Source organism: Mesorhizobium sp. CNPSo 4688 (assembly GCF_057784295.1).
Genome location: NZ_JBWLUY010000044.1, coordinates 1 through 17,570, shown reverse-complemented (window position 1 = coordinate 17,570; position 17,570 = coordinate 1). Strand labels below are relative to the sequence as shown.

Sequence of the window (17,570 nt, the reverse complement as noted above, 5' to 3'; positions counted from 1 at the left end):
CAATCTCGGAGATCAATAAAAATGGATATCCCCAAGGGAGCGACCGTAGCCGTAGCTGATGGCGAGAAGCTCAATTTGTTTCGCAATTCGGGAGACGAGGCCAATCCCAGTCTGACTGCCTCGGCAGTTGAGGATGTGACAAACGAGAATAAGGGATCCGGCGCCCGGCATCAGAGCAGCTCCGCCAACCCGGACCACAGCCGGATCGAGGAAGATAGCTTCGCAGCCGGAACTGCCGACCTGCTCAACCGCCAGGTTCTTGGCGGGCAGATCGACAATCTGATCATCATCGCCGCGCCCCGAACGCTTGGCGAACTGCGCAAACACTACCATCAGAAACTGTCAGCCGTGCTCATCGGCGAAATCGCCAAGGATCTCACGGGCCATTCCACCCAGGAGATAGAGAAGGCAGTTGCCGCCGCCTAGGCGGATGGCATTTGCCATTCCCCTGTCATCCACTTGTTGAATTGAAGGATACTTATCATGAAGAAATCCCTAGGCGGGTTCGCGGCAATAATGCTCTGCATCGCAGGGCCCACACATGCCGACGATGGCGCGTTTCTGAAATCATTCGCCGGGAGTTGGGTTGGCAAGGGCACGGTGAAAACCGACGCCGATTCCAAGCCCATCAAGATCAATTGCAAATTTGCGTCCAGCGCTACAGTGAGCTCGCTGTCACTTGATGGCAAATGTACAGGCTACGTCGTGTTCTCGCGAGCCATCGGCGCCGACGTCAAAACAAATGGCGAGACATATACGGGCACTTATACCGGATCGAGCACCGGCCCGGCTGGACTCAATGGCAATCGTTCAGGCGACGCCTTGGTGCTGGGCATTCGTTGGGCGAAAGAAGTCAATGGTGACCGGGCGGCGCAGTTGAAGCTGGAGAAGGTTGGCGACAACGGGATGCGTCTGACGACAACCGACAAAGACCCATCCACCGGGAAGAACATTGTCATCAGCGAGATCAACCTGAACCGGCCGTAGGATTTAGGTGGTCCACCGCTGGTTCGCCGTCATTTGACGGATCATTTGACGGGCAGCTCCAGGCTATTAAACGGCTGGACATGCAACCAGAATGGCAGTGGAGGGTTCTTGCTATGATTTTGAGCAGGGCCGGCTGCGACCGCCGTCCGAAGGTGGCCAATTTTCATGGACGTATCGGTTTCTCAAACCGCAGACGACAACATCAAGGCCGGCAAGAGCGGCTTGCTGCTTGTTTCGGACAACTATGACGCCTTCGCTGTGCGCGTGCTGGCGGCACGGAGCGCAGTGCGCACGCTCGACCTCATGTACTACCTTTGGCACGATGACCACACTGGCCGTTTGTTGCTGCAGGAGGTTTTTCGAGCCGCTGAGCGCGGCGTGCGGGTGCGCATGCTCCTTGACGACGTCAATCCGCGCAAAAACGATGCTGCCTATTGGGCGCTGAACAATCATCCAAACATCGAATTGAAGTTGTTCAATCCGAGCGGCATCAGGAGCGGCCGGATCATGCGTGGCGTGGAAGTGCTGTTGCGGCTTTTTGCACTGACACGACGGATGCACAACAAGGCTTGGATCGCCGATGACAGGTTTGCCATTGTCGGCGGGCGCAATGTTGGCGATGCTTATTTCGATGCGGCAGAGACCAATTTCCGCGACCTCGACATTCTGCTCATGGGGCCTGCAGTACAGCAAACGGCCGCGATATTCGATGCCTTCTGGGCATGCGAAGAATCCAAGCCAATCAAGACACTTGGTTCAGCGACGGAGCATGAGCAGGTCAAACGGTTCGAAGTGAACGAGTCCGAAACCGAGTCAAAATTCTTGAACGGCATTGGGGACCGAGGCTCTGTCGTAGAGTTTATCGCGGCCAGCAACGATGTTCACTGGGTGGAGGGTGTGCGGGTTATTTCCGATCCACCTGAGAAGGTTCGTGGTTGGAGACGTCGCAGCTGGCTTATGAAAGAGCTGCGCCCCATCATTCAATCGACACGCAAGTGTCTGGAAATTGTGTCTCCCTATTTCATCCCAGGCAAAAGAGGTTCAGCGATCCTGTTGTACCTCGTCGGCGCCGGCGTTGACGTCTCGGTTCTGACCAATTCCCTGGCCGCCACGGACGTCGCCGCGGTCCACGGCGCCTACGCAAACTACCGCAAGCGGCTGCTGAGGAAGGGCGTCAAACTTTTCGAGCTTCAACCCTTCAGCCGTCAGCCGTCAATCTCGGTGTTTGGTTCAAAGGGCGCCAGTCTGCATACGAAAGCATTCACCGTTGACGACAAGATTGGCTTCGTCGGTTCCTTCAATTTCGATCCGCGGTCGGTGTCTCTAAACTCGGAAATGGGCGTGCTCTTCGAGGATGCGGGATTGGTTGCTGAGCTGCGGGATCGATTCCAGTCAGAGATATCTCCGGAAGCGAGCTATCGGCTCGAACTCAAGCACAATGTTCTGCACTGGCACGGCTGCGACGAAGGCAAAATGCAGGACTTCACGCATGAACCAGAAGCCGGGTTCTATCGCCGTATCCTGGCGGGCTTGGTCCGTTACCTTCCGATTGAATCTCAGCTTTAGCCCCCAGCACAAGATTGCAACGCGGGGAGGTGGTCGGGGCTCCAGCTGACAGTGGCGGCGGACGTCGGCGGGAGGCCCGGCATTTCACCCGCAACGGTCAGCAGTCCATCGGCGAGTTGACCGTGCGGCCGACCACTTGTCATGATCTTGGACATGCGAACAGTCTCGCTGGGTTCGCATCCACAGTAGTTCAGCTCTTATTTAGTTCCGCCCACGAGCGATTAACGAGCCACGTTCGAACAGCCCGAGAAGCGGGCCTTCGCTTCCGTAGACGGGATCCTTGCGTGGACGGCCAACCTTGGGGATCGTCGCGAGTGCATCCTTGTGCTGCTCGGCAGTCGTGCATTCGTCGTATGTTCCAAAAGGCGGATATGCGCCGACGACCAGGAAATCGCCGGATGCAGACAGGCATTGGTGACCGGTGCCAGCCGGCAGCACCGCCACATCGCCGGGCTTCAGGGACAACGTCCGGCCCTTCTTGCCGCCAAATTGTACCTTGGCCGTGCCGCGCGCGACGCCCAGCACCTCGTGTATCCGCGAATGGTAATGAACGTACGTGTAGATGCCATTGCGCCAGCTATCGCCCCAGCCATTGGCTCCGAAGAGCGCTTCCATGACGGCGGCAGGATCGAATTCGTCCGGCAGCCTCACGGCGCCCCGATAGACGACCAGTGGCCAAGCCGGATGATTGGGCACCAGGCCATCATCCTTGAATCGGAAGGCATTTGGTTTGCGCCGTCTGACGAGACCGGCGAGATCTTTCTTCCCCGGTCTCGCAACACCGGTGATCTTCTCGACGGCTCTCTTCGCGCTCTCCAGAATGCTCATAGCGGAAGCCTCTCGTTGGGACTGGGCGCGCCTGAGCCCTAGTAGTTCAGCTTCGGATACCAGTCGGTTCCGCGTCCGCCAGGGGTAAGGTCAAGGATCGACCAGAGTGACGCGATGTCTGGAGCGTCTCGGGGATCCTGGCCGGGGTCGGCCATCTCCGCCGTCATCTCGCTGGCCCAGAAAAGCCGTACCCGCTCACCGTCGCGCTTGAACACGACCAGGGCTGGGTTTTCGCTGCCATCGGCGTTGATCAGCTTGAGGTCATTGGCGTAGTCGTCGCTGACTGTCTGGACGAAATCCAAATCGCGCCACCCACGTTCCTGTGCGAATGCGATCTGCCGCTCGACCGGGCTGCGTCCGAGTATTTTCAGGCCGACGCGCTGCTTGATGTCAGCGGCATTTCCATTCACCGCGCCCAGCCAGTTCGTGCACATCGGACACGGTCGCGCGCGCTGCGGCCCGAACATCCAAAAATAGGTTACCAGTGTGTCCTTGTCGCCGAAAAGCTCAAGCAGTCCGAGATCGGCGCCATTCGCATCCGTGAAACGATAATTCTTCTCGATGACCGGTCCATCAGGCAGGCTTCTGCGCTGCTCGGCCACGCGGGTCATATGCCGACGGAATTCGATCTCGTCCTTCAACAACGCCTGTCGAGCCTTTTGGTATTCATCGCTCGCGCCAGGAAAAGGTGTCCGGGCTTTTACCGCCAGTGCGTCGGCGGGCGTGAGAGTGCCGCTATCCATGAGAAAACTCCAAGATGTCCGCCGCGAGCGCAGTCTGAATGCAATTTTGGGCAGTCAGCAAAAAAGTCAACGACGCACCCGACGGTATCCAATGCAGCTCCAGCCGGGGCCATCGGCAGTTCCGACTAGCGTTCAGTTGTTGATCCAAACTTTGCGCGGCGCGCCTTTTCAGGGATCAGCTTCCATCCATTGGCGTGGAGGCCGCGGATGAGCTCCTCCAGATAAGGAAGCGCCTCAAACAAAACGACCAGGATCATGATTGTGGCAATGTAGGCCACGGGCAGGGGCTCGGGCTTCCAGGCCAACTCGAACCGTGCGGGTTCGTCGCCATAGCCGAACAGCGCCTGGAACTGCCCCCAGTGAAGCGAGACCACGTTGACAATCCCCATCAAGGGAATCATCTCCAGGAAACTGTGCACGTGCTGCTCGATGGGCGACACGGTTCGAGCCGTGGTGGCGTAGCTGACGTCCCACATCGCCGTTGCCTCATGCAGCGCAAAAGCCACCAGCATCGTTGCAATGATCAACGCGTTGATTTCCAGAAACATCGCCGCCAGCAATGGTATGCCCACCTCTGCAAACATCAGAAGATGGATGACGGACTCCTTGGCGCCGGTGGTCGATTCGATGTGTGACGTGCGGTGGCAGAGCCAATCGGCGAACCCTGCGATTAGCCACAGCGGCAGGATGAAGTACATCAGGATCAGCACGGTCGGATCAGACAACATCTTTGAATCTCCACGACGGTGGAACCTCTTTTGAACCACCTCCGTTGTGAACTAACTCAAAGAGGAGTGAAGACCATGCCACGAGGCGAAAAATCCAAATATACGGACAAACAGGAGCGCAAGGCCGACCACATAGCCGAGGGATATGAGAAGCGCGGCGTATCGGAAAAGGAAGCCGAGCGGCGCGCATGGGCGACCGTCAACAAGGATGATGGAGGCGGCAAAAAGGAGGGTGGATCGGGTCGTGGCAAGCATACGGGCCACCCAGCAGCTCACAAGGGTGGCGAACTGGGCGGCAAGGCGTCAGCGTCGCGCTCGGCGTCCGCCAGATCCGCCTCTGCAAAAAAAGCCGCGGCTACAAGGTCGCGCAACGGAGGTCACGCGGACAGATAGCCAGAGAACGATGGGGGACCTTTGGAGACACGGCGCCGAGAGTCAGGTTCCTTGCTTTCGATGCCGACGCCATTGGCCCCGTCGAACATCCGCGGAGAATTGGTAGGGCGCCAACTCCAACTCAACGGAATCTGCCACTTGTCTCCCGGGCGCTTCTCGATTTCGTATGTGAGCCCGCGACAGAACATGCCGAGGATCGATGCTGCGCCGACAAGCAGGCAGGCGACTAACAGCGGGCTTTTTGAAGCGCTCGACCAACTGACGATGGCGAGCATGGGGTACTCGTCAATCAGCCAGATCGCATCACACCCGGCTCCTCGACAGGCGGCTCGCCAATCGCATCTTGAGCGGCGTCCGGATCATCCGGCAACACATCAGAAAAATTTACTGTGGCGACCAGATATCCGGCTTCATCATAGACCCTGGTAATCGATCGTGATTGCTCGGTACCAGGATCCGCCACCATTGCTGCGCGTGCCTTTTCGATCGCTCTCGGACTCGCCATGTCGGCGCTGGCTAGCTCCTCCTCGAAGGCGGTTGTCTGGCCATATGCTGTCGTCTCAAAGCGAAATTTTGGCATCGGGGAACCTCCTATTCCTGTGCAATGCCCGTGGCCGGGTTGCGTTCCAAGCGAAACAGAATTGGTGGGAAGCAATTAAGACCGACGCGACTGCAAGTGCCTTGTCGCCATTGCAGGGGGCTTGGCTCTCGCCTCTTTCAAACGCTTGAAGCGAAGATAGGCTACCGCCGCGTAGTCACACCGCGTCCGGGATGGTCCGTTGCTGCGCAAAATGACCTCTGCCGTCTCCTTGGATAGGCCGTGCTTGTCGGCGAAAAAATTCAGGTCGTAGGGGCATATGTCTGAATTCGGGTCGCTGCTGGTCGTTGGCTTTGCCATAGCACCTCCTTTGCTGCCAGCTCGTCACTTCGCAAAGTCGGTAGGTTGCTGCTCTTGGTGCAGACTGAATTCGTGGACACTTCCGCCCTCGTCCACAACTCTGAACCAGTGTTCCTGCAGCGCCCGTGGCGAAATCACCTTTCCTGTCACTGCCTCGACGGCCGCTAGGGCATTTTCGGCATCTGCGTCGTTTGATGTGACGACTTCTTCGCCATACAGCTCTTCCACCTGATATCGCGCCATGTCTTTACCTGTTGCCGAGCTGTTTGGCTTGACGCTCCAAGGTTTCACGGTTGTTGCCGTGCTTCGCGATTAGCTCCCGGACCTGTAGGGTTGAAAGGCCAAACTTGCTTGCGAAATAACCAACCTCGTATTCCTGGTCGCCGCTGACCTGAGCGCGGTCCTGGTAGCCAATGTTATACTTGTCGTCCGTCATTTGAACGTCCTCCACAACGCCATCGCATCTTCGAACGTGCGCAATCACAATTGGTTTCAGCGGCGTGCAAATTCTCGCGGTTTTCCGCCAGTCCATGCCGTTAGCGAATGTGGAGGTGAGCCGCCAACCAGAGGTTCGTCGAGTTCGAAGACGACGGGCTGGCGAGCAAGATCCAGCTTTCCCCTGCAAGGGTGCGAGCCTCTAGCCTGTGGACTTGTCCATTTGCGATAGTGACGCCGCACTCCGAGCGGATAAGTCGCGGCAGGAATATTCGTTTGCGGTAGGAACTGGTTGCTGTTGGCCGAGTTCAATTCACGACAACAGGAGTGAAAAATCGTGAACACACCAACCAACGACCTCAGCGAATCTTCAAGCGACCTGGAATGGATTCACACTTCCGATGCCGAGAATGCCGGCACCAGCAAGGAAGCACTCGGCAAATTGAAGTCGAGCGCGGCTGAAACCGCAACGCACCTCAAAACCGCAGCCGCATCAGTTTCGACTGACGCGAAAAATTATGCCGGCTCGGTAGCATCGGATGCCGCTGGAGCATTCAAAGAAGCGGTGGAGACGAACAAGACCGCGGGCGCCGACGCGATCGCCAATATCGCCCATTCCGTCAAAGAAGCAGCCGACGGCATCGAGAAGCAATCCCCACAGGTTGCTGGCATGGTTCGCAGCGCGGCCGAAGGCGTGGAACGGATTTCGTCGGATATTAGGGATCGCAACGTGGGCGAATTGCTGGACTCGGTCACCAAATTCGCTCAGCGCCAACCAGCAGCCTTTTTCGGCGTCGGCATCCTGGCCGGCGTGGTGCTGACTCGGATTATGCGAAGCTCTGATCGGTCCTGAGAGGAAAGCATTCCAAATGGATGACGGTTTCGATCGCCGACCCTTGGGGAGCGTGTTCAACGAAGGGCTGAGCCATTTCGCTTCGCTGATGCGCCTCGATCTTCGTCTTCTCCAGGCGGAGATGAAGGTCAAGACGTCGACGATCGTGTCGTCAGGCGCGTGCGGCATCGCCGCATTAGCGCTCTTTGTTCTGGCAGCGTTCGCGATGGTTCAGTTCCTGATCCTAGCGATGATCCACTTCGAAGTAACTCCGATGGTCGCTTGTCTTATCGTTGCCGTCTTGCTGGGGGTGGGTGGAGTGCTGTTGCTCTATCTTGCCAAGCGAGCGCTTGTGGGATGGACCATCACACCGGTCGAGACCGTCAACCAGGTGCGCACTGATATCGCTGCTTTAAAACAGGGGATGCGTTTTGGCTCAACCCAGTGAAGAGATGCGGGAGATCATGCTGCAAAGCCGAGCAGAACGGCAGGCTTTGTTTGAGCCTGTCAGCGAAATAAGCCGGCGGCTGCAGCCCCGAAATCTGGTCGATGCATCGACCCGATACGCGAAGCGGAAGGTTGCGAAGGTCTTTAGCGGTGTGTCCGACGCCGTGAAGGATAATGGCGGCACCGCCGCAGCGCTCGCGTTGGGCGCGGTTGCGGTGTTTGACGCCGGCAGGCGAAGTGCCCTTAGTCCAGCAGGCGCCGTTCATGACGCTGTCGACATGGCTACCGGCGTCACGCATTCGGACGCAGCGTCAATTCGTTACGAAGCCCATACGGGCAAGGCAATCACAAATTCAACGCGTGCGAAGGTGCTTGCTGGATCTGCAGGAGGCCTGTTGCTTGGGCACATTATCGGCAAGGCGTTCGAGCCCACAGCAAAGGAGCGCGCCCTGTTCGGCAAGGCTGGAGCTGAAGTTCAGGATATCGCGGACAAGTTTATCGCTGAACATGCTTGGGGCGCGAAATTGGCCGCCGCACAGGCCTTCGGATTTGCCAGATACGCCGCTGCATTCCTGGCCGTATTGACGGCAGCCAGCGACTACCTCGGCCGCGCGGATGAAGACGACGATCAGCCAAATCGCTGATCGGCAGTGGCGAAAGTGGTCATCACTGAACAATTGAAGGAATTCCCATGCAGATTGTTGGAATCAACATTGGACCGGCGGCCGCGCCCTCCGGTCTGCCTCTTGTTCGAGTGGTGTTTGAAGGTGAGGGCGGGGAATCTGTCGCCGTCGAAATGGCGCGAGGCGAAGACGCCGACGGCGCCCTCGGCGCAATCGACCGTGCAAAAGCCCTGCTTGTCCAGACCGCAACGTTCGAGATGCCTGTCGACGGGAATGGCGTGTCGGATGGTTCTGCGGAACGCGACGATGACCACTCGGGGGAGACCAATATTTACACGTTCGAATATCGCGATGGGGACCAGGCTCGCCAGGTTCCCCCTGCCGAAATGCCAAGTTTTGAGGCCGCTCGTGCCGAAGCGATCCGTTGCGCAATCGACATGCTGGTCGATCTGCAGCCCGGCGCTGACGATCTGACCGGATGGCTGGTACGCGTGCGCGACCAGGCCGGGAACGAGCTTTGCGCGATCGACGTCGCGGAAGCCGAAGCCGCCCGGCAGGCCAAAGACAACACGCCGCTTTGAGGCAAACTGGCAGTTGCGGGCCTGGGACCGTGCCGCTGGCATGCGCTGGATGAGTTGGTTCGTGACCGCCGTGATGGCGGCGGCGACGGCGGTGATCATTGTCCGGGCCTTTATCCGACTGGACCGTTGGCCGACAAACCCTGGGCGCATTTCGTCAGTTCGGCATGAACCCTGCAATATAGTCCGCGCGCAACCCGTGCCAGGGCAAATCTTTGCTCTGCTTCAAAACCGGTTTTGATCACCTTGATGTGGGTCCGCTCTGGGGCAGCGTCCCTATGGAACGAAATTTGAAATGCGGCGTTTCGGGGTTGCGGGGGGATGTACCATTCGGCCCGCAGGGGCAGTTTCAATCATTTCCATTAAGTGGGAGGGGCGCTTTGACTGTGCAGGCATCCAAGAAGCAATTGGACCGTCGAAGCATTCTCAATTCTCTAAAGGCCTTTCGGCGCGGTGACTTTTCCGTCCGTCTCGACAATGTCTACGAAGGGGTCGATTCCGAGATCGCCGATACCTTCAATGAGATCGTCGATCTCAACGATCAGGTGACGCGTGAATTCGAGCGCCTGAGCAGAGTGGTCGGCAAGGAAGGGCGGATTGGCGAACGCGGCCGCGTTCGAAACGCCACCGGCAGTTGGGAATCCAGTGTCCGATCCGTCAACGACCTGATTGAAGACATGGTCCAGCCTACAGCCGAGGTGGCCCGCGTTATCGGCGCTGTCGCCAAGGGTGACTTGTCCCAAACCATGATGGTCGAAATCGACGGCCGACCACTGCGCGGCGAGTTTCTGCGTATCGGCAAGATCGTCAACACGATGGTTGGCCAGTTGGCCTCGTTCGCCTCTGAAGTGACGCGCGTGGCGCGCGAGGTCGGCACCGAAGGCAAGCTCGGCGGCCAGGCTCGGGTGAAAGGCGTTGCCGGCACGTGGAAAGACCTGACCGACAACGTCAACGCCATGGCAACCAACCTGACCGGGCAGGTGCGCAACATCGCGGAGGTTACAACCGCAGTCGCGTCGGGCGATCTATCGAAGAAGATCACCGTCGACGTCAAAGGCGAAATCCTCGAACTGAAGAACACCATCAACACGATGGTCGATCAGCTCAATTCCTTCGCTTCGGAAGTGACCCGCGTGGCACGCGAGGTCGGCACCGAGGGCAAGCTCGGCGGCCAGGCGCGCGTGGAGGGTGTCGGCGGCACATGGAAGGATTTGACCGACAACGTGAATTCCATGGCCGAGAACCTCACGGGACAGGTGCGAAACATCGCGGAGGTGACGACAGCAGTGGCTTTGGGCGACCTGTCCAAGAAGATTACGGTCGACGTGAAGGGCGAAATTCTCGAGCTGAAATCGACCATCAATACCATGGTCGATCAGCTCAATTCCTTCGCCGGCGAGGTGACCCGCGTGGCACGCGAGGTTGGCACCGAAGGCAAGCTCGGCGGCCAGGCGCAGGTGCGTGGCGTCGCCGGCACGTGGAAGGACCTCACCGACAACGTCAATTCCATGGCAGAGAATCTGACCGGGCAGGTGCGCAACATTGCCGAGGTGACGACGGCGGTCGCTTCGGGCGACCTGTCGAAGAAGATTACCGTTGCCGTGCAAGGCGAAATCCTTGAGCTGAAGGATACCATCAACACGATGGTCGATCAGCTGAACTCCTTTGCCTCCGAAGTGACACGTGTGGCGCGCGAGGTCGGCACTGAAGGCAAGCTTGGCGGCCAAGCCGAGGTGAGGGGCGTCGGCGGCACCTGGAAGGATCTGACTGACAACGTCAATCTGATGGCCGCGAATTTGACCGGGCAAGTGCGCAACATCGCCGAGGTGACGACGGCCGTGGCGCGCGGCGATCTGTCGAAGAAGATCACCGTCGACGTCAAAGGCGAAATTCTGGAGCTCAAAGACACCGTCAACACGATGGTCGATCAGCTGAATTCGTTCGCCTCGGAAGTCACGCGCGTGGCCCGCGAAGTGGGCTCGGAAGGCAAGCTTGGCGGACAGGCTCATGTCGAAGGCGTCGGCGGTACGTGGAAGGATTTGACCGACAACGTCAACGCCATGGCGGGCAACCTGACGGTGCAATTGCGCGACGTGTCCAAGGTTGCAACGGCCATCGCGACCGGTGACCTGACGCAGAAGATCACGGTCGATGCCCTGGGCGAGATCTTACAGATCAAGGACGTCATCAACACGATGGTCGACCAGCTGAATTCCTTCGCGTCGGAAGTGACGCGCGTGGCGCGTGAGGTCGGCTCCGACGGCAAGTTGGGCGGCCAGGCGCAGGTGCGTGGCGTCGCCGGCACATGGAAAGACCTGACCGACAACGTCAATGCCATGGCCGCCAATCTGACCGGCCAGGTGCGCAACATCGCCGAAGTGACCACGGCCGTGGCGCTCGGCGACCTGTCGAAGAAAATCACGGTCGATGTCCGCGGCGAGATTCTCGAGCTCAAGGACACGATCAATACGATGGTGGACCAGCTCAATTCATTCGCCTCGGAAGTGACGCGCGTGGCACGCGAGGTCGGTACGGAAGGCAAGCTTGGCGGCCAGGCGCAAGTGCGGGGCGTCGCCGGCACCTGGAAAGACCTGACCGACAACGTGAACTCCATGGCCGAGAACCTGACCGGCCAAGTGCGCAACATCGCTGAAGTTACGACCGCCGTTGCGCGCGGCGACCTGTCGAAGAAGATCACGGTCGACGTGAAGGGCGAAATCCTCGAGCTCAAATCGACCATCAACACCATGGTGGACCAGCTCAACTCCTTTGCCGGCGAGGTGACCCGCGTGGCACGCGAGGTCGGCACAGAGGGCAAACTTGGCGGTCAGGCGCGGGTCGAAGGCGTCGCAGGCACCTGGAAGGATCTGACCGATAACGTCAACCTCATGGCGACAAACCTGACCAATCAGGTGCGTGGCATCGCCGACGTGGTGACAGCGGTCGCGCAAGGCAATCTGAAGCGCAAACTGACAGTCGACGCCAAGGGTGAAATCGCCTCTCTGGCCGACACCATCAACGGCATGATCGAGACGCTTGCGACCTTTGCCGACCAGGTGACCAATGTCGCCCGCGAAGTCGGCATCGAGGGCAAGCTTGGGGGACAGGCGCGTGTGCCGGGTGCGGCAGGCCTTTGGCGCGACCTGACTGACAATGTCAACCAACTCGCCGCCAATCTGACACCCAGGTCCGCGCCATCGCCGAGGTCTCGACGGCAGTCACCAAGGGCGATCTGACGCGCTCGATCAGCGTCGAGGCCTCAGGAGAGGTCGCGGCGCTCAAAGACAACATCAACGAGATGATCCGCAACCTGAAGGATCAGACGCTGAAGAATGCCGAGCAGGACTGGCTGAAGACCAATCTCGCCCGATTTTCGCGCATGCTGCAAGGCGAGCGCGATCTCGCCACCGTGTCGCGTCTCATCATGTCCGAACTCGCTCCTCTGGTGAATGCGCAATACGGAGTGTTCTACGTCACCAATCGCGACGAAGAGGAATCCTATCTCGAGCTGGCGGCGTCCTACGGTGCCGAGAGCAAGGCTTCCATCAAGCAGCGCCTCGATCTCAGGGAAGGCTTGGTCGGGCAAAGTGCGGCAGACAAGCGCGCCATCATGCTGGACAATGTGCCGCCGGAATTCCTGCGCGTCACGTCGGGTCTCGGCAGCGCCTCGCCGGCCAACGTCATCATCCTTCCGGCCTTGTTCGAGGATGAGGTCAAGGCCGTAATCGAGCTTGCTTCGTTCAGTGAGTTTCGGGACACCCACCAGTCGTTCCTCAATCAGCTGATGGAATCCGTCGGCATTGTTCTCAACACCATTGCCGCAACGATGCGCACGGAGGGCCTGCTCAAGCAGTCGCAGTTGCTGACGTCGGAGTTGCAGGCGCGTCAGACCGAACTGACCAAGAAACAGGAAGAGTTGCATACGACGAACGAGGAGTTGCAGGAAAAGGCGCAGCTGCTCGAAAACGAAAAGAAGCAGGTGGAAAACAAGAATCTCGAAATCGAGATGGCCCGGCGCGCGCTGGAGGAGAAAGCCGAGCAGCTGGCGCTGACGTCGAAATACAAGTCCGAATTCCTGGCCAACATGAGCCATGAGCTGCGCACGCCGCTCAACTCGCTGCTCATTTTGTCAAACCTGCTCGCGACCAACCAGCAAGGCAATCTCAACGAAAAGCAGGTCGAATTCGCACGTACCATCAACTCAGCCGGAACCGACCTTCTCAGCCTGATCAACGATATCCTCGACCTGTCGAAGATCGAGTCCGGTACTGTCTCGATCGATATCAACGATATGCCGGTGACGCATTTGCGGCAGCACATGGAACGCACGTTCCGTCAGCTGGCCGCCGACAAGGGCCTTGGCTTCACCATCAATGTCGATCCCGCACTTCCCGAGACTGTCCGCACGGACGAGAAGCGTTTGCAGCAGATCGTTCTCAACCTGCTTTCGAATGCTTTCAAATTTACCTCGCAGGGCCAGGTCAGCCTGAATTTCCGTGTCGAAAAGACCGGGCGCCGCAATGGCTCTTCACATCCGACGAAGGCTCTGGCGATTGCCGTAACCGACACCGGCATAGGCATTCCCGAAGACAAGCAGAAGCTGATATTCGAAGCCTTTCAGCAGGCCGACGGCACCACCAGCCGCAAATATGGCGGCACCGGACTGGGGCTCTCCATCAGCCGAGAGATTGCTCGCTTGCTTGGGGGGGAGCTGCGCGTCGAAAGTGTCCCGGGAAAGGGCTCGACATTTACGCTAGTGATCCCGTTCACCGGCCCGCGCGTGGCCGCCGCGCAGTCAGCCGCCATGCCTGCGCCGACGGACGCCGTTGTTTCGCCTTCGTTAGGCAGCCCGCCTTCGGCAGAGCTTATCGACGACCGCGATTCCATATCGCCGACCGATCGGGTCGTGCTGATCGTCGAGGACGACCCGACATTTGGCGGGCTGTTGCTCGGCCTCGCACGTTCGGCAGGGCTGAAAGGCGTCTTGTCGAATGCGGGTTCCGGCACTTTGGCATTGGCTCGCAAACTGGTTCCCGACGCTATCACACTTGATCTCGGGCTTTCGGACATCGATGGCTGGGTGCTTTTCGACTTGTTGCGACACGACCAGAAGACAAGGGGAATTCCCATACACGTCATCTCGGGTGCGGAAGATATCGGAAGCCTTGCCCGTAAGGGCGCGTCCAGCATTTCCACCAAGCCAGTGTCCTCTGACGACCTGATGCAGGTGTTTCAGGACATCCATTCCAAGAAACTGCGTACCCAACGCCGCGTTCTGGTCGCCGACCCCGATCCGGAGCGCCGGCTCTCGCTCGTCGAAGCGATCCGCGACGGCGTCACCTCGGTGACAGCGGTCGGTCGGTTTGCGGCAAACGCCGACGACGTCAGCATGGCCTCTTATGATGCCGTCGTGCTCGGCTTCGGCCGCTCGGCAAAGGAGAACGCCCAAGTGCTGGACGAACTCACTGGCCAGTTCGGGGAAGCGTTGCCGCAACTGCTGTTTTTTGCCCCCCATCCGGATGCGCTTGAGCAGGTGCTGGCGCTAAATCCAGCGCTTGCGAGTGCGCCGCGTGCGGAGAATTTTGCTCAATTGGCGCTTCATATCTCGGCGACGCTGCCGGGCGAAGGACGCGAAGCGCGCGAGACCGAAACCGAACAGACCGGCAGGTCGGATCTGGCGGGAGCCAAGGTTCTCATCGTCGACGATGATATCCGCAACATCTACTCGCTCACCAGCGTCCTGGAGACTTACGACATACAGGTTCTGCATGCTGAGCGAGGCCGTGATGGCATCGCGCTCCTGGAACAGACGCCCGATGTTGACGCGGCCTTGATCGATATCATGATGCCGGAGATGGACGGCTACGAGACGATGCGGCGCATTCGCGGCACGGCCGCGATCGCTCACATCCCACTGATTTCGGTGACCGCCAAGGCAATGAAGGGCGATCGTCAGAAATGCCTGGACGCCGGTGCTTCCGACTATATCGCCAAGCCGGTCGATCTTGATCTGCTGCTGGCGTTGCTTCGTGTCTGGATTGGCCGTTCTCGAGCACGCGCCGAGAATCCGGAAGAGATGCTCGTGGCAGTAAACTGACGGCCGGGCCCCATGCAAAAACTGCCGCGAAACAGGGTAAGAAAACTTGAGGCCGTGCAATCGGCCGAAGCACCGGCAAGGTCACGCATCCTCGCCGTGGACGATGATGAGCGAAATCTGTTGGCGATCAGCGAAGTGCTCGCCGCAACCGGCGATGTCATCTGCGCCCAATCGGGCGAAGAGGCTCTGCGCTTTCTGCTGAAGGAGGATTTCGCCGTCATTCTGCTGGATGTCCTCATGCCGGGCATTGATGGCTATGAAACGGCTGCGCTCATCCGCCAGCGTGAACAATCCAAGCGCACGCCGATCATCTTCCTCACGGCCATCAACAAGGAGGAAGCCCACATGCTGCGCGGCTATGACGCCGGCGCGGTCGATTATGTTTTCAAGCCATTCGATCCGATCATGCTGCGCTCGAAAGTCGCGGTGTTCGTCGAGCTTCACGAGAAGAGGCTGGAAATCCAGCGAAAGGCCGCGGCCGAGCAGGGATTGCTGGCGCAGGCACTCCAGGCGCAGAAGGACAAGCTTCAGGCGGAACGGGCCCTGCGCAGCTCAGAGGAACGGCAGGACGCCATTTTGAGGTCGCTGCCGGTGTGTTTCCATGCACGGGCCGCCGAACCGCCCTTCGCGGCTCGCTTTGTGACCAAGGGCGTCGAGCGTCTGACCGGGTTTTCGCCTGACGATTTGATCTCGGATCCGGCCTTCGGCCTTAGCCGGGTCCACCCTGAAGACCGTTCAAGGCTGGAGCAAGCACTGCTGGAGACAAAAAACACCGGCTTCTACACCTGCGAATTCCGCTGGCTGTGCGCCGACGGGGAGTATCGCATCTTTCTCGACCAGGGTGTGATGTCGGACGGGTCTGATGGCGAAAAGCCAGAGATACTGGGGACACTGCTGGACGTTACCGAGCGGCGCGGGCTTGAGGATCAGCTGCTCCAATCACAGCGTCTGGACGCAATCGGAAAGCTGACGGGTGGCCTGGCCCATGATTTCAACAATCTGCTTGCCGCCATTCTCAGCGGATTGGGATTGCTTGAACGCCGCGGGACGCTGGACGATCAGGCACGGCAGGTTGTCGATCTGATGCGGCGTTCTGCCAAACAAGGTGCCGACTTGGTCACGCGAATGCTCGCCTTCTCGCGGCGTCAGACCCTGAAACCGGAAGCGATGCGCCTTGCTGCCCTTGGCGACACCATGAACGGCTTGGTCGCACCGGTTTTGGGAGGGCTGATACGCTTCGACTGGCAGATCGATGACGCGGTATGGCCCGTGCATGTCGACGCCGGACAGTTGGAGCTTGCCTTGATGAACCTGGTTTTCAATGCGCGAGACGCCATGCCTTCTGGCGGCACAATAACGGTCCATGCGCAAAACCGATCAATTAAAAATCGATCGGGAGACGTGCTGGCCGGAGACTATGTCGTTCTGACGGTCAAGGACACGGGCTCGGGTATCGCGCCTGACATACTTGCGAAGGTCATCGAACCGTTCTTCACCACAAAGCCGGTGGGGAAGGGAACGGGGCTCGGTCTCAGCACCGTCTACGGCTTCATGAAGCAGTCCGGTGGGACGCTGCGCATCGACAGCGCCGTCGATCGCGGAACAGCCATGCAGCTGTGGCTGCCGCGCTCCCTCGAAGAACCCGCCAGTTCTTCGCTCGAAGCCGAAGTTGGGCACACGCCTCTAGGCGGCGCCTCCGCAGGCCGCCCGTCGATCCTTCTGATTGATGACAGCAGCGTGTTGCGGCAGCTGACAGCCGAATCGCTTCGCCAACGTGGGTTCGAGGTTACGTGCGCGGGAGGAGGAGCGGAAGCGCTGGCTATGATCGAACGTGCTCCCGATCAGTTCGACGTCATCGTTACCGACTTCGCCATGCCCCTGGTAACCGGCGTGGATGTCATCCGCTTCGCGCGCAACCTGCGCTCCGATTGGCCGGCGGTTATCATCACGGGCTATGCCGATGCAGAGGACATCGCCGATCGACCAGCGGGCGTGCCCTTGCTTGGCAAGCCCTTCCGCGACAAGGATCTGCTCGACAGCATCTTCCTCGCAATCGCCAAGGCAGAGCCCCAGAAGATCGAGGTGGGCTAGCACCATCGGAGCGCCGACCGGTTAACAGTGACCGACGCGCATCTTGTTCGCCCGTCACCTCCTTGGGAGGCGACGGGCTGACGCAGCAAAGTGCTCAGTCGTAGACCTTGACGATTTTGCGGCTGCCCGGATCCACGAGAACCGTGCGGTTGTCGATCACGACGTAACGGTATTTGACGTTCGGCACTTCGTGAAGCTCGACCGTATCAGGCAGAGCCGTGCCGACGTTGAGTTCCACACCGGGAAGCTTCACCGAAGCGAGAGGCTGTTTCTTCACATATTCACGGATAACCGTGTCTTGCTCGGGCTGGATGATGATGTCTT

At 59.2% G+C, this 17,570-nt stretch carries 17 protein-coding genes and 1 pseudogene; 10 read left to right on the top strand and 8 right to left on the bottom strand.

The window, feature by feature from the left end; genetic code table 11:
- The first annotated feature begins 21 nt into the window (after positions 1 to 21).
- The 3 genes from AC04SH_RS33830 (at position 22) to AC04SH_RS33820 (ending at position 2,553) form a co-directional block, all read left to right on the top strand.
- Positions 22 to 426 (top strand): host attachment family protein, encoded by a 405-nt coding sequence (locus AC04SH_RS33830; RefSeq protein WP_488577987.1) that lies wholly within the window; start codon positions 22 to 24, stop codon positions 424 to 426.
- Between the two features lie 57 nt (positions 427 to 483).
- Entirely contained in the window at positions 484 to 987 is a 504-nt protein-coding gene (locus AC04SH_RS33825; RefSeq protein ID WP_488577985.1) for a hypothetical protein, read from the top strand.
- Positions 988 to 1,152: 165 nt separating this feature from the next.
- Positions 1,153 to 2,553: a phospholipase D-like domain-containing protein gene (locus AC04SH_RS33820; RefSeq protein ID WP_488577984.1), complete on the top strand. Its 1,401-nt coding sequence runs from the start codon at positions 1,153 to 1,155 to the stop codon at positions 2,551 to 2,553.
- A gap of 201 nt (positions 2,554 to 2,754) precedes the next feature.
- Here the strand turns inward: AC04SH_RS33820 and AC04SH_RS33815 are convergent, their stop codons facing one another.
- The 3 genes from AC04SH_RS33815 to AC04SH_RS33805 all read right to left on the bottom strand — a co-directional run bounded on the left by AC04SH_RS33815 (position 2,755) and on the right by AC04SH_RS33805 (position 4,852).
- The gene (locus AC04SH_RS33815; protein ID WP_488577983.1) at positions 2,755 to 3,381 is read right to left on the bottom strand and encodes a cupin domain-containing protein; all 627 of its coding nucleotides are present in this window, start codon (positions 3,379 to 3,381) and stop codon (positions 2,755 to 2,757) included.
- A 38-nt stretch (positions 3,382 to 3,419) separates the two neighbouring features.
- The gene (locus AC04SH_RS33810; protein ID WP_488577982.1) at positions 3,420 to 4,124 is read right to left on the bottom strand and encodes a DUF899 family protein; all 705 of its coding nucleotides are present in this window, start codon (positions 4,122 to 4,124) and stop codon (positions 3,420 to 3,422) included.
- Between the two features lie 125 nt (positions 4,125 to 4,249).
- The gene (locus AC04SH_RS33805) at positions 4,250 to 4,852 is read right to left on the bottom strand and encodes a diguanylate cyclase (RefSeq protein ID WP_488577981.1); all 603 of its coding nucleotides are present in this window, start codon (positions 4,850 to 4,852) and stop codon (positions 4,250 to 4,252) included.
- A gap of 75 nt (positions 4,853 to 4,927) precedes the next feature.
- Here AC04SH_RS33805 and AC04SH_RS33800 point away from each other — a divergent pair, with 75 nt between their 5' ends.
- Entirely contained in the window at positions 4,928 to 5,245 is a 318-nt protein-coding gene (locus AC04SH_RS33800; protein WP_488577986.1) for a plasmid stabilization protein, read from the top strand.
- Here the strand turns inward: AC04SH_RS33800 and AC04SH_RS33795 are convergent.
- The 4 genes from AC04SH_RS33795 to AC04SH_RS33780 all read right to left on the bottom strand — a co-directional run bounded on the left by AC04SH_RS33795 (position 5,230) and on the right by AC04SH_RS33780 (position 6,579).
- Positions 5,230 to 5,520, bottom strand: coding sequence for a hypothetical protein (locus AC04SH_RS33795; protein WP_488577980.1), 291 nt, complete (start codon positions 5,518 to 5,520; stop codon positions 5,230 to 5,232). The two genes, AC04SH_RS33800 and AC04SH_RS33795, sit on opposite strands and share 16 nt — an antisense overlap.
- Before the next feature lie 14 nt (positions 5,521 to 5,534).
- Positions 5,535 to 5,825: a hypothetical protein gene (locus AC04SH_RS33790; RefSeq protein ID WP_488577979.1), complete on the bottom strand. Its 291-nt coding sequence runs from the start codon at positions 5,823 to 5,825 to the stop codon at positions 5,535 to 5,537.
- A gap of 342 nt (positions 5,826 to 6,167) precedes the next feature.
- Positions 6,168 to 6,386, bottom strand: a complete 219-nt coding sequence (locus tag AC04SH_RS33785; protein ID WP_488577978.1) for a hypothetical protein — start codon at positions 6,384 to 6,386, stop codon at positions 6,168 to 6,170.
- 4 nt (positions 6,387 to 6,390) lie between these two features.
- Entirely contained in the window at positions 6,391 to 6,579 is a 189-nt protein-coding gene (locus AC04SH_RS33780; protein WP_488577977.1) for a DUF3606 domain-containing protein, read from the bottom strand.
- 336 nt (positions 6,580 to 6,915) lie between these two features.
- On the opposite strand from AC04SH_RS33780, the gene AC04SH_RS33775 reads away from it, so the two are divergent.
- The 6 genes and pseudogenes from AC04SH_RS33775 to AC04SH_RS33750 all read left to right on the top strand — a co-directional run bounded on the left by AC04SH_RS33775 (position 6,916) and on the right by AC04SH_RS33750 (position 17,246).
- Positions 6,916 to 7,431, top strand: a complete 516-nt coding sequence (locus AC04SH_RS33775) for a hypothetical protein (protein WP_488577976.1) — start codon at positions 6,916 to 6,918, stop codon at positions 7,429 to 7,431.
- Positions 7,432 to 7,447: 16 nt separating this feature from the next.
- Positions 7,448 to 7,858, top strand: a complete 411-nt coding sequence (locus AC04SH_RS33770) for a phage holin family protein (RefSeq protein ID WP_488577975.1) — start codon at positions 7,448 to 7,450, stop codon at positions 7,856 to 7,858.
- Positions 7,842 to 8,501 carry a hypothetical protein gene (locus AC04SH_RS33765; RefSeq protein WP_488577974.1) on the top strand — a complete coding sequence of 220 codons (660 nt, stop codon included), beginning with the start codon at positions 7,842 to 7,844 and terminating at the stop codon, positions 8,499 to 8,501. Before AC04SH_RS33770 ends, AC04SH_RS33765 begins: the two co-directional genes overlap by 17 nt.
- Positions 8,502 to 8,548: 47 nt before the next feature.
- Positions 8,549 to 9,061 (top strand): DUF6894 family protein, encoded by a 513-nt coding sequence (locus AC04SH_RS33760; RefSeq protein WP_488577973.1) that lies wholly within the window; start codon positions 8,549 to 8,551, stop codon positions 9,059 to 9,061.
- Between the two features lie 383 nt (positions 9,062 to 9,444).
- Positions 9,445 to 15,155: pseudogene (locus AC04SH_RS33755) on the top strand (HAMP domain-containing protein).
- A 12-nt stretch (positions 15,156 to 15,167) separates the two neighbouring features.
- The gene (locus tag AC04SH_RS33750; RefSeq protein WP_488577972.1) at positions 15,168 to 17,246 is read left to right on the top strand and encodes a response regulator; all 2,079 of its coding nucleotides are present in this window, start codon (positions 15,168 to 15,170) and stop codon (positions 17,244 to 17,246) included.
- A 94-nt stretch (positions 17,247 to 17,340) separates the two neighbouring features.
- On the opposite strand, the gene AC04SH_RS33745 is transcribed toward AC04SH_RS33750, so the two are convergent.
- A partial coding sequence (locus tag AC04SH_RS33745) for a DUF1236 domain-containing protein (protein WP_488577971.1) occupies positions 17,341 to 17,570 on the bottom strand: 230 nt, incomplete at its 5' end.

Bases quoted from the DNA above. Each gene is read 5' to 3' on its own strand.
- AC04SH_RS33795 (WP_488577980.1), bottom strand. From the start codon at position 5,520: ATGCTCGCCATCGTCAGTTGGTCGAGCGCTTCAAAAAGCCCGCTGTTA.
- AC04SH_RS33815 (WP_488577983.1), bottom strand. From the start codon at position 3,381: ATGAGCATTCTGGAGAGCGCGAAGAGAGCCGTCGAGAAGATCACCGGT.
- AC04SH_RS33820 (WP_488577984.1), top strand. From the start codon at position 1,153: ATGGACGTATCGGTTTCTCAAACCGCAGACGACAACATCAAGGCCGGC.
- AC04SH_RS33770 (WP_488577975.1), top strand. From the start codon at position 7,448: ATGGATGACGGTTTCGATCGCCGACCCTTGGGGAGCGTGTTCAACGAA.
- AC04SH_RS33810 (WP_488577982.1), bottom strand. From the start codon at position 4,124: ATGGATAGCGGCACTCTCACGCCCGCCGACGCACTGGCGGTAAAAGCC.
- AC04SH_RS33760 (WP_488577973.1), top strand. From the start codon at position 8,549: ATGCAGATTGTTGGAATCAACATTGGACCGGCGGCCGCGCCCTCCGGT.
- AC04SH_RS33790 (WP_488577979.1), bottom strand. From the start codon at position 5,825: ATGCCAAAATTTCGCTTTGAGACGACAGCATATGGCCAGACAACCGCC.
- AC04SH_RS33780 (WP_488577977.1), bottom strand. From the start codon at position 6,579: ATGACGGACGACAAGTATAACATTGGCTACCAGGACCGCGCTCAGGTC.
- AC04SH_RS33805 (WP_488577981.1), bottom strand. From the start codon at position 4,852: ATGTTGTCTGATCCGACCGTGCTGATCCTGATGTACTTCATCCTGCCG.
- AC04SH_RS33750 (WP_488577972.1), top strand. From the start codon at position 15,168: ATGCAAAAACTGCCGCGAAACAGGGTAAGAAAACTTGAGGCCGTGCAA.
- AC04SH_RS33800 (WP_488577986.1), top strand. From the start codon at position 4,928: ATGCCACGAGGCGAAAAATCCAAATATACGGACAAACAGGAGCGCAAG.
- AC04SH_RS33785 (WP_488577978.1), bottom strand. From the start codon at position 6,386: ATGGCGCGATATCAGGTGGAAGAGCTGTATGGCGAAGAAGTCGTCACA.
- AC04SH_RS33830 (WP_488577987.1), top strand. From the start codon at position 22: ATGGATATCCCCAAGGGAGCGACCGTAGCCGTAGCTGATGGCGAGAAG.
- AC04SH_RS33825 (WP_488577985.1), top strand. From the start codon at position 484: ATGAAGAAATCCCTAGGCGGGTTCGCGGCAATAATGCTCTGCATCGCA.